This is a genomic window from Mycobacterium sp. NGS49 (genome assembly GCF_059812565.1).
This window is the reverse complement of record NZ_JCALCX010000045.1, coordinates 22638-33299: the sequence shown is the minus strand read 5'-3', so window position 1 is coordinate 33299 and position 10662 is coordinate 22638. Positions and strand designations below refer to the sequence as shown.

9 protein-coding genes are annotated in these 10662 nt (G+C 72.9%); 1 reads left to right on the top strand and 8 read right to left on the bottom strand.

Translation table 11 applies throughout. The annotated features are described in order from the left end of the window. Together AC5Y7D_RS28150 and AC5Y7D_RS28145 are read right to left on the bottom strand one after the other, a co-directional pair. Positions 1-4781 (bottom strand): PGRS repeat-containing protein (locus tag AC5Y7D_RS28150; RefSeq protein ID WP_499929282.1); only part of this gene is annotated, 4781 nt, incomplete at its 3' end. A 105-nt stretch (positions 4782-4886) separates the two neighbouring features. Then, a complete protein-coding gene (locus AC5Y7D_RS28145) occupies positions 4887-5147 on the bottom strand; it encodes a PE family protein (RefSeq protein ID WP_499929278.1) in 261 nt (86 codons plus the stop codon). A 333-nt stretch (positions 5148-5480) separates the two neighbouring features. Between AC5Y7D_RS28145 and AC5Y7D_RS28140 the strand changes: the two genes are divergently transcribed. Next, positions 5481-6767, top strand: a complete 1287-nt coding sequence (locus AC5Y7D_RS28140) for a PPE family protein (RefSeq protein WP_499929276.1) — start codon at positions 5481-5483, stop codon at positions 6765-6767. Between the two features lie 8 nt (positions 6768-6775). Here the strand turns inward: AC5Y7D_RS28140 and AC5Y7D_RS28135 are convergent, their stop codons facing one another. Genes AC5Y7D_RS28135 through AC5Y7D_RS28110 form a run of 6 tightly spaced genes read right to left on the bottom strand, consistent with a single transcriptional unit; the run spans position 6776 to position 10662 of the window. Continuing rightward, on the bottom strand, positions 6776-7174 hold the full coding sequence (locus AC5Y7D_RS28135) for an Rv3143 family two-component system response regulator (RefSeq protein ID WP_499929274.1): 399 nt from the start codon (positions 7172-7174) through the stop codon (positions 6776-6778). 15 nt (positions 7175-7189) lie between these two features. After that, positions 7190-7732, bottom strand: a complete 543-nt coding sequence (locus AC5Y7D_RS28130; protein ID WP_499929272.1) for a YceI family protein — start codon at positions 7730-7732, stop codon at positions 7190-7192. Next, complete coding sequence (locus tag AC5Y7D_RS28125) at positions 7729-8136, bottom strand: nuclear transport factor 2 family protein (RefSeq protein WP_499929270.1); 408 nt, start codon at positions 8134-8136, stop codon at positions 7729-7731. Before AC5Y7D_RS28125 ends, AC5Y7D_RS28130 begins: the two co-directional genes overlap by 4 nt. Next, the gene (locus tag AC5Y7D_RS28120) at positions 8133-8477 is read right to left on the bottom strand and encodes a DUF6285 domain-containing protein (RefSeq protein WP_499929268.1); all 345 of its coding nucleotides are present in this window, start codon (positions 8475-8477) and stop codon (positions 8133-8135) included. Before AC5Y7D_RS28120 ends, AC5Y7D_RS28125 begins: the two co-directional genes overlap by 4 nt. Further along, positions 8474-9427 carry a phosphotransferase family protein gene (locus tag AC5Y7D_RS28115; protein ID WP_499929266.1) on the bottom strand — a complete coding sequence of 318 codons (954 nt, stop codon included), beginning with the start codon at positions 9425-9427 and terminating at the stop codon, positions 8474-8476. Before AC5Y7D_RS28115 ends, AC5Y7D_RS28120 begins: the two co-directional genes overlap by 4 nt. Continuing rightward, positions 9424-10662 (bottom strand): acyl-CoA dehydrogenase family protein, encoded by a 1239-nt coding sequence (locus AC5Y7D_RS28110; RefSeq protein WP_499929264.1) that lies wholly within the window; start codon positions 10660-10662, stop codon positions 9424-9426. Before AC5Y7D_RS28110 ends, AC5Y7D_RS28115 begins: the two co-directional genes overlap by 4 nt.

The following is a 10662-nucleotide window of genomic DNA, read 5'->3' as shown; positions in this document are numbered from 1 at the left end:
GCGGTCGATGCGCCGGCGCTTCCGGCACCGCCGTTGCCGCCGCTGCCGCCGGCGCCGCCGTTGCCTGAGATGGCCCCGCTGCCGATCGTGCCGGCATTGCCGCCGTTGCCGCCTGAGCCGCCATCTCCGCCGGTCCGGCCGCCGGAACCGGTGTCAGCACCGCCGGTTCCGCCGTGGCCGCCGTTACCGCCGGCCCCGCCGCTGCCACTAAAACCGCCGGTGCCGGTGGCGTTGCCTCCGCTGCCGCCGTTGCCGCCGGTACCGCCGTTGTTGGCGCTCGCGCCGGGGATGCCGTTCGCACCGATGCCGCCGTCGCCGCCGTTGCCGCCATTACCGCCTTTGGCGCCGCCGCCGACGATCGCGCCGGCGCCCGCGGTGCCGGCGTCGCCGCCGTTTCCGCCGTTTCCGCCGGCCGGGGTGCCGCTGATGGTGCCAGGACCGCCGGTGCCGCCCGCGCCGCCGTTTCCACCGCTGCCGGCGGCACCGCCGATGCTGCCGGTGCCGATGGCGTCGCCGCCATTCCCGCCGGTGCCGCCGGCGCCACCGACCTGGCCGGTGGCGGTGGCGAGGGCGTTATTACCGGTGCTGCCGGCGCCGCCGTTGCCGCCGTTGCCGCCGGTGGCGCCGGTGCCACCGCTACCTGGGGTCCCGGCGTCGCCGCCGTTGCCACCGTTTCCGCCGGCCGGGGCGATGCCCCCGCCGAACCCGGCGTCAGCGCCGCCCGCGCCGCCGCTGCCGCCGTTACCGCCGCGGCCCGCATTGCCGCCGGTACCGCCGTTGCCGCCGGCGCCGCCGTAACCGCCGCTGCCGCCGTTGCCGCCGGCCGCGCCGGCCGCGCCGCTGCCAGCGTTGCCCCCGTTGCCGCCGTTGCCTACGGTTCCGCCGTTGCCGCCGGCGCCCCCGTTGCCGCCGTCGGCGCCGGCGATGATGGCATCGAAGCCGGCGCCGCCGGCCCCGCCATTGCCGCCACTGACGGGCGCGGTCCCGTCGTTGCCTTGCCCACCCTGGCTGCCGCCGGTGCCCCCGATGCCGGCCGCGCCGCCGGTGCCTCCGCTGCTGGGTCCACCGGGGTTGCCGCCCTTGCCGCCGGCCCCGCCATTGGGGTCGGTCAGGGTGCCGGCCGCGCCGGCGCCGCCGTCGCCGGCTGTTCCCGCTTTGCCGCCGTTGGCGCCGTCCCCGCCGTTGCCGTTGATGCCCACGATGCCGTGGGCGGCCGTTCCGCCGTTGCCTCCGGCGCCGCCGCCCCCGCCGTCGCCCCCTCGGCCACCGTTGCCGCCATTTTGACCGGCACCGTCGTTGATGCCGGCCACGCCGGGAGCGCCGGTCACCCCGTTGCCGCCGTTACCGCCGGTCGCCCCGGCGCCGCCGTTCCCGCCGTTGCCGCCGTTGCCGGCGATCGCGCCGCCTTGGCCGCCGGCCCCGCCGTTGCCGCCGGCTCCGCCGGTCATGCCGTTGGTGCCGGACTCACCCGGCAGGACACCGTCGGGCCCGGCGGTGCCGGCCGCGCCGTTGCCGCCGGCCCCACCGTTACCGCCGTTGCCGACGAGCCCGCCGTTGCCGCCGGCCCCGCCGCCGCCGCCGTTGGCGCCGGCGATGACGGCGTGGGCGCCGTTGCCGCCGTTGCCGCCGTTGCCGCCACCGCTGGCGGGCATGGTGCCTGGCGTGCCGGGCGCGCCGTCGCTCCCGCTGCCGCCCCCGCCGGTGCCGCCCGTCCCAATGGCGCCGGCGTTGCCGCCGGCGCCGGGGTCGCCGCCGTTGCCGCCGTTGCCGCCGTTGCCGCCGTTGATGCCGTTGCCGCCGTTGCCGCCATCGCCGGGCGCTCCGCCGTTGCCGCCGTTGCCGGCAGCCCCGCCTTTGCCGCCGGTGCCTGATCCCAGGGCGGAGCCGCCGGTTCCGCCGGTGCCCCCGACGCCGCCGTTACCACCACCGCCGCCCTGACCGCCCGTCAAGCCGTCTTGTGTCGGCCCGAAGCTGACGCCGCCGGTACCGCCGCCCGCGCCGTTGCCGGCGTTGCCGGCGTTGCCGCCGGACCCGCCGCTGCCGCCGTTGCCTGATCCCAGGGCGGTGCCGCCGGCCCCGCCAGCGCCGCCGGCGCCGCCGCCGCCGCCGCTACCACCGGTACCGCCAGACAGGTGTGCGTCGCTGTAACCCAGCTCGCCGCTGCCGCCGTTGCCCCCGACCCCGCCGGTACCTCCGGTGCCGCCGTGACCGGATACCGAGCCCCCCGAGCCGCCGACGCCGCCGGTGCCGCCGGCGCCACCGGATTGGCCTGGCTGGCCATTACCAGCGAAAGCGCCGTTGCCGCCGTTACCGCCGCTGCCGCCGCTACCGCCGGCCCCGCCGTTACCGACCGACCCGCCGTTGCCGCCGGCGCCGCCGTTGCCACCCTGTACACCGGTCTGGTACGAGCCGAAGGGTGTAACGCCGTTGCCGCCGTTGCCACCGAAGCCCCCATTGCCGCCGCTGGTGGGCGTGCTGCCGGCGATGCCGTCCGCCCCTGGCTGAGCGCTGGTACCGCCTGCCACGCCGCCGGTGCCGCCACCACCACCGGCGCCCGGGTTGCCCCCGTTTCCGCCGGCACCGCCGTTGCCGGCGAAGCTCAACGCCGTGACGCCATTACCGCCCGCACCTCCGTCACCGGGCGCCCCGCCGGCGCCACCATTGCCGGCGGCCCCGCCGTTGCCAGGGGTGCCCGCGCCCAGGACCCCGCCGCCGGCCCCGCCGGCCCCGCCGGTACCGCCGGCGCCGCCACCCGCGCCCACTCCGCCGTTACCCCCGAACGCGCTGCCGAGGGGGTTGCCATCGGCACCGGTGCCGCCATTGCCGCCGCTGCCGCCGGCCGCGCCGAGCCCACCTTTACCGCCTGCGCCGCCGTTACCGGATGTCGAGCCGCCTAGACCGCCGGCCCCGCCGGTGCCTCCGTTACCGCCGTTGCCCCCAGCCGTTCCGTCCTCGCCGTTGGCGCCCAGCGTGGTTGCGTTGGCGCCGCTGGTACCGGCGGTGCCGGCGGCGCCGTTGCCGCCGACCCCGCCTGCTCCGCCATTGCCGACCGAGCCGCCGTTGCCGCCGGCCCCGCCGTTGCCGCCATTGACGCCTGCGGCGATCGCGTTGAATCCGGCGCCGCCGTTGCCGCCGTTGCCGCCGCTGATGATTGCGGCTCCGCCTCCGCCATCGAGGCCTTTGGTGCCGCCGGTGCCGCCGGTGCCGGGGTTGCCGCCGTTGCCGCCGGCACCGACGGCGCCGGGGTTGCCGCCGTTGCCGCCGGCTCCGCCGTTGATGAACAGGGCGTCGCCTGCTGCCCCGGCGCCGCCGTCGCCGGGGGTTCCGGGGGTGCCGCCGTGGCCGCCGGCGCCGCCGTTGCCGTTGACGCCGACGGTGCCGTGGGCGGCGGTGCCGCCGTCGCCGCCGCTGCCGCCGGCCCCGCCGGCCCCGCCGTTGCCGCCAGAGCCACCGTTGTGACCGGCGCCGTTGTTGATCTCGGCCGTCCCGGCGTCACCGGTTACTCCGTCCCCGCCGTTGCCGCCGGCGGCGCCATTGCCGCCGGCCCCGCCGGCCCCTCCGTTGCCGGAGACCGCACCGCCTTGGCCGCCCGCGCCGCCCTTGCCGCCGGCCCCGCCGGTCATGCCGGGGGAGCCGGATTCGCCCGGGCCGGTCCCGCCGGGACCGGCGGTGCCGGCGGCGCCATTGCCGCCGACCCCGCCAGCCCCGCCATTGCCGACCGAACCGCCGTTACCGCCGTTCCCGCCGGCGCCGCCACTGACGCCGGCAGCGAGCGCGCTGAATCCGGCCCCACCCGCGCCGCCGGACCCGCCGCTGATCACGGCGGCCCCAGCGCTGCCGTCAGCCCCCGCGAGTCCACCCGAGCCGCCAGCCGCACCACCATGGCCACCACCAGCCGCGATGCCGGGATTGCCGCCGTACCCGCCGGCCCCGCCATCAATGAAGCTCGCCGTACCGGCCGCACCGGCACCGCCGTCGCCGGGCAATCCGGCGGCCCCGCCGGCCCCGCCGGCACCGCCGTTACCCCCGGCGCCGCTCTGACCGAACAGGCCGCCCGCGCCGGCGGCTCCGCCCATGGCGCCGTCGCCGCCCAGAGCGCCGTCACCACCGGACCCGCCGATACCGCCGGCGCCGCTGTTCACCCCGGCCACACCGGCCGCGCCGGTCACCCCGTTGCCCCCGGCTCCGCCGGCTCCGCCGACTCCGCCGAGCCCGCCGTCGCCGCCATCACCCACAATCACCCCGCCACGGCCGCCAGCCCCGCCGATTCCGCCCATGCCGGCGTTGCCGCCGGCGGCTCCGGAGTCACCGAAGCCGACGCCGTTGTGCCCAAGCGCGCCGTGTGCGCCGGTCCCGCCGCCGCCGCCGACTCCGCCGTCGCCGAACAACAATGCCTGCCCGCCGGCGCCCCCGGAACCCCCGACACCTCCCACGCTGATCGCGGCGCCACCGGCGCCCCCGGCACCGCCGTTGCCCATCAACCAACCACCGGCCCCACCGGTGCCACCGGCCCCGCCGGCCACCCCGGCGCCCCCGGCGCCCCCGGTTCCGATCAGCCCCGCGGCACCGCCAGCGCCACCGGCCAGCGGGGTACTGCCGGTTGGGCTGTAGCCTGTCCCACCGTCGCCGAACCACAACCCGCCGGCGCCGCCGGTGGGACTTGCCGCCGTACCCGGTGCACCGTTGCCGATCAGGTCACGCCCCAACAGCAGCTGGGTGGGGAAGTTGATGATCGGGTCCAGCACCTGACCGAACACGCTGTTGATCCAGCACTGGCTCACCGTGTGCGTCGGCCCGTAGATCAACAGCTGAAACCCATTGGCGATCGGAGAAGCCGCCGCCGCCGAACCCTGCAGCCATGCCGCCGCACTGACCTCCGCCCCGGCCTACTCCGCGGCAGTCGAGCTCAACGCCGCTACGAACTGTTCCTGATAGCTCGCCGCCCGCTCGGCCAGCACCTGGTACTGCTGCGCATGGGTGCCGAACAGCGCGGCAATCGCCGCCGACACCTCGTCGCCGGCCGCCACCGCCATCTGGGTCGTCGGCAGCGCCGCCGCCGGATTACCGGCGCTGACAGCCGAACCGATCCGCGCCAGATCCGTTGCCGCCTGCGCCACTGTCTCCGGCGACACCAGTAAGAACGACATCGCCGACCCCTTGCTCCCGAAACCACTGCTCTGCCCAGACGTCACTGCCGTGGAAACCCGTGGGGGTATCGCCGCTGACGTCTCTCGATAGTTGACGGGTGCCAAGTTTTCGTTTAGGGCCGAAAGGCCTTCGGAATATGGCTATAGGTCCTCAGCCTCGCGGCGGTGAGGTGGGCATATACGTAGCCGAGCGAAATACTGTGGATCTGTCCCGACGGCCAGACGTACGGAGCGGTTGTTGTTACTGTTGGATCAGTTACCTGCGCGGCTTTCGGCGAGGTCAGCGCAGTTGCCCACAATCTTGCTGGGACCGATCTGGGAGGGACTGGGCCTGTGAGCTTCTTTACATTGCCACCGGAGATCAATTCGCTGCGGATGTTCCTCGGTGCGGGTAGCGGGCCGATGCTGCAGGCGGCCGCGGCCTGGGACGGGCTGGCTGCCGAGTTGGGTACGGCCGCCCAGTCGTTCGGATCGGTGATCTCGAACCTGGCCGGCCAGGCATGGCAGGGTGCTGCGTCGGCAGCCATGGCGGCCGCGGCCGCGCCCTATGCCGGCTGGCTGGCGGCAGCGGCGGCGCAATCTCAGGGTGCGGCCGGGCAGGCGATGGCCGTGGTCAGTGCTTTCGAGGCGGCTCGGGCCGCCACCATTCACCCGGGTGCGGTGGATGCCAACCGCAACGCGTTCGTCCAGCTGGTCATGTCGAACCTGTTCGGTCAGAATGCACCGGCGATCGCGCTGGCCGAGAGCATCTACGAGGAGATGTGGGCCCAGGACGTCTCCGCTATGGCCGGCTACTACTCGGGGGCGGCGGCCGCTGCCGCCCAGGTGGTGCCGTGGCAGTCGGTGTTGCAGAGCTTCCCGGCGCTGGCCGCCGGCATTGCCGGTGGCGTGGGTGCCGCGGCCGCCGGTGGCGGCGGCGCCGCTGCCGGCGTTAGTGGTGCGAGCACCGGCGGAGGTGCCGCGCCCGGAACCACCGGAACCGAGGGCGCTGCTGCTGCTGCTGCCGGCGGCGGCGGTGGAGGCGGCGTGGGCAGCGCCGGCAGCGGACTCGCGCCGGCCGCCTACACCGGCGGTGACGCGGGTGCCTACACCGGCGGCACCGCGGCCGGAACCGATGTCGGCAGCGCGGCGGCCACTACCGCGAATTCCGGCGCAGCCAGTCCGGGTGTCGGCGGCTTCGGCATGATGCCGATGCCGATGCCGATGGGGGGAATGACCCGCAGCACCGGGCTGCTCGGCGACGGCCCGTCCATGCCGGTTCCCACCAAAGCCAAGGACGAAGCCGAGGAGAAGGACGAGACCAAGGCGACTTCCGAGGCCGACACCACTGCGGAGACACCGGAAACGCCGGAGGCCGAAGTTCCGGCGATGACCGTATTGCCGACCGCGGCTCCCGGCATCGCGGCGGCGGCGGCCCCCGGGGAAGCCAAGCAGGCCGCGCAGGCCACCGGCGCACCGGGTATACCGGCCTCGGGATTCCGCGCCGCGGACGCTGCCCCGGACGAGGCAGCGGACGCCGAGGCCTCGGTCGCCACGTTACGGCCGAAGATCGCCCCCGGCGAATTCCATCCGCGGGTGGAGGAAGACGACGCTCCGAGGGTCCAGATCCCCGGCGGCTGACGCGCCCGTCAGTGGGCCGGAGTGCGCAGCAGGCTCAGCGCCGTGCGGCCCAGCACGATGGGGTCGAGCGGATGCGGCACCGCAGCTTCGGCCTGTGACCAGCTGGCCAGCCAGGCGTCATCCGGACGTCCGGTGAGCACCAGGATCGGCGGACAGGACGACAGTTCGTCCTTGAGCTGCTTCGCGATACCCATGCCTCCGGTCGGAGTCGCTTCCCCGTCCAGGATGGCCAGGTCTATGCCGCCCTCATCCATCGTCCGAACCACCATCGGACCGGTGGCGACCTCGACATATGTCAACTCGGGCAGATCCGGGTGTAGCCGTTTACCCAGGGCCTGCTTCACCTGTTCGCGGGTGTGGACGTTGTCGCTGTAGACGAGGATGCGCAGCGGGCTGGTGTCGGGCACGGTGCAGATGTTAATTCACGCGGTGGTCGCCGAGTGCACGAAGACGGCATCGGCGGACACCGTCACCGCCTCGCTGATCACCCCGAGTTTGTTCCAGCCCAGGTCGAACCGGAATCGGTCGATCTTCGTCGTCCCCGAAACCCGTACCGAGCCGTCATCGAGCTCGGTGATCGTCACCGGCAGCCGGACGGGTTCGGTGATGCCCTTGACGGTGAAGTTGGTCTGCAGATCGGCGGCCTTGCCGGCGGCGGGGTGCAGCCCGCTTACGGTCACGGCGATCTGGCTGAAGCGCTCGGCATCGAAGAAGTCAGCCGAGCGCAGGTGCCTGTCGCGGCGCCCGATACCGGTGTCCAGGGAGGCGGCCTCGATGTCGATGCGGCCCGATACCGCGCCCTTGTCGGTGAGTCGGCCTTCACCGCTGAACTCGTTGAACCTGCCTTTGGCCGGCATCATCCCCCACATGGTTCTGACCTTGAAGGTGATCGCGGAGCTTTCGGGAACCAGCGTCCATGTTCCGACGCTGTCAGGGTCGCTGAGCAGGGTTTCCAGCGTGGTCATCGTTGGGCCCTCGTATCCGGGGAGGCGAGCAGGGGCGCGAGGTCGGCGGGGTCGAAATACTCGTCGATGCGGTTGATACGTCCTTCTTTGTCCAACTTGATCACGATGCAAACCCGCATCGCGATCGACTGGCCGCCGTGGCCCCGCGCGCGCAGCACGTGCTGCTGGACGAAGCCGTCTTCGAAGATCCGGCGGTCCAGGATTTCGTAGCTGCGCGCGGTGGTGGCCGAGATGAACCAGTCGATGACGCGCAGGGCCCGCGCCTTGTCATCGGTCTTGGCGGGATCGCGGCCGCCGTCGGTGCGCCAGACGGCGATGTCGCCGCTCCACATCTGGTCGACCGTGGACCGGTCGCCCTTCTCGATGGCGGAGAACAGCCGGTCAGCGAGCTCGGTGATGGTCATGAGTCGGGCTCCTCGTCGTATCCGGGGTGGGCGGCCGCAAGTCGTCGGCCTACCAGCGTGCGCAGGCAGGCGACGACGTCGGTGGTCCGGTCGTCGAGATCACCAGCCCGGATAGCGGCGGCCAGGCCGGCCTCGTCGGCGAAGCCCAGGGCTGTCAGTGCCGCCAGCGCTTCGGGTTCGCCCGGGTCCTGCAGTTCCCGCTCCACGATGCGCAGCGCGTTGGCCGCCACCCGGGCGTGAAAGTTGACCTGGCCGGTGGTGGCGTCCCGGACGTCGCGTTCCAGGAACTCAGCGACGGCGGCGACGAGTTCGGCCGCGGTCGGCCGGCCGTGCAGGTTCACGAATCCTCCAATAGCTCAAGCAGATCCCACTCGTTCTCGCATACCCGGCGGCCGATCGTCGCCAGCTCCACCGAGCGGGTCTGGCCGCTGAGGTGACGTTCGGCCTGGTACCGGCAGATCACACCCCAGCGCAACGTGGCCAGCACCAGCCACCAGTGAAAGGCGGCCCGGTCGACGGTCGCCCCACCGGCCTCCTGGTAATGACGCAGAAAGCTCTCGATGCTGCCCAGCCCACCGGCCGCCCGGCTTGCTGGTGCGCCGAATCGCCATGCGCGCACACAGAACCACGCCAGATCCTCGTATCGCTCACCGACATGCACCAGCTCCCAGTCCAGCACGGCGGCCAGGTCCGAACCGTCGACGATCAGGTTGCCCATCCGGAAGTCCCCGTGCACCAGCACCGCCGGCGATGGGGCCGGACGGTGCGCGGTCAGCCAGCGCAGCGTCCACTCGAACGTTGCCGTGGTGTCGCCCATGTCGTCGAGCTGTTGTCGGGAATGCGCGATCGGGTCCTCGTGGACGAGGTCGGGATCGCCGGCATCGGCACGATGGATGGCGGCAAGCGCGTGTGCGCACTGGCGCAGCAGCCGCTCGGGGTCGTCGAGCCGGCGGAAGATGCGCCGCACGATCGTCTCGCCCTTGACCTCCTCGCAGATCAGGAACGGATTACCCAGTGCCGCAACCGAATTGTCGGCGACCAGGACACGGGGGACCGGGGCCCCGGCGGCCGCGGCCGCGGCCTGGACGCGGGCCTCCAGTTCCATGCCGGCGTGAATGTCATCGGGTGGCCCGGTACGCAGAATCAGTGGCCGGCGGTCCGCGCCGGTGACCGCGTCGAAGGCCCAGGTGGTGCGGCTGGCGCCGCCGGTGAGCACCCGCAGGTTGTCGATCGCGACACCGTCACCCAGGGCCGGCGCAAGCAGCGTGGCCACGCTGTCGGACAGCGTCACCTCTTGCCGAACTTGAACAGCCGCTGGGCAACCCGGCGGATCTGAATCTCCTCGGCTCCTTCGGTGATCCGGTAGCGGCGGTGGTGGCGGTAGATGTGCTCGAGCTGCTCGTGGCGGCTGTAACCGATACCGCCGAGCACCTGCATGGCACGGTCGGCCGCGTCGCAGACGAGCCGGTTGGCCCGGTAGTTGGCCATGGAGACCTTGTCGGAGACCTCCATGTGGTGATTCTGGTCCAATTGTGTTGCGGCGTAATACACCAGCAGTCGCACCATCTGCGCCTCGGTCTGCAGTTCCACCAGCGGCCACTGCACCGCCTGGTTCACCGCCAGCGGTTTGCCGAAGACGTGTCGTTCGCCGGCGTAGGCCACCGCACGGTCGATGCAGTACTGGGCTGCCCCCAGGCTGCTGGCGGCCTGGCGAATTCTGTTCTCGTGCAGGAAAGTCTGGCCCACCTCCAGGCCGCGGTCCACCTCGCCCAGTACCGCGTCGCCGGGCACCCGGACGTCCTTGAGTTCCACCTCGGCGTGATCGGTGGGCATGTTGAACGTCCACCAGTAGTACGGGATGGTGAACCCGGGGGAGTCGCACGGCACCAGGAACGCGGTGATGCCGCGCGCCTGGCCGGGTTCACCCGAGGTGCGGGCAAACACCAGGTCGTGGGTGGCGCGATGTACGCCGGTGTTGAATCGCTTGGCGCCGTTGATCACCCAGCCGTCACCGTCGCGTACCCCGGTGGTTTCCAGCCAGGTGGCATCGGAGCCGTGTTTGGGCTCGGTCAGCCCGAACGCCATGGAACGTTCGCCGGTGATCAGCGCCTCGGTCCACTCCTGTTTCTGCGCCTCGGTGCCGAACCGGTCCATCATGATGACCTGCGGGAAGTTGCCGACGATCGACGACTCGTCCTGCAGATCGTTGTGCAGGCCGAGTCCCTTGTGCGCCAGATGCTCCCGGATGACGGCCATGTCGAGGTTGCTGCCGTCGCGCCCGCCGAACCGCGACGGCAGCCCGTAGCGCAACCAGCCCGCCCGGTCGGCGCGCCGGCGCATCTCACCGAGCAGGTCTTCCCATTCCCGGCGGGGGATGCCGCCGTTGTCCCAGTCGGTGCGGGCATTTTCGCGGCGATGGTCGAAGTACTGGATGTTCTCCCGTTCCAGCGGCTTGATCTGCGTCTCGATGAATTCGTCCATCTCGGCGAGTAAGCCCGGAAGGTGTTCGGGGAGGCTGAAATCCAC

Coding starts and splice junctions, on each gene's coding strand:
- AC5Y7D_RS28125 (WP_499929270.1), bottom strand. CDS start 8,136: ATGACCATCACCGAGCTCGCTGACCGGCTGTTCTCCGCCATCGAGAAG.
- AC5Y7D_RS28130 (WP_499929272.1), bottom strand. CDS start 7,732: ATGACCACGCTGGAAACCCTGCTCAGCGACCCTGACAGCGTCGGAACA.
- AC5Y7D_RS28145 (WP_499929278.1), bottom strand. CDS start 5,147: ATGTCGTTCTTACTGGTGTCGCCGGAGACAGTGGCGCAGGCGGCAACG.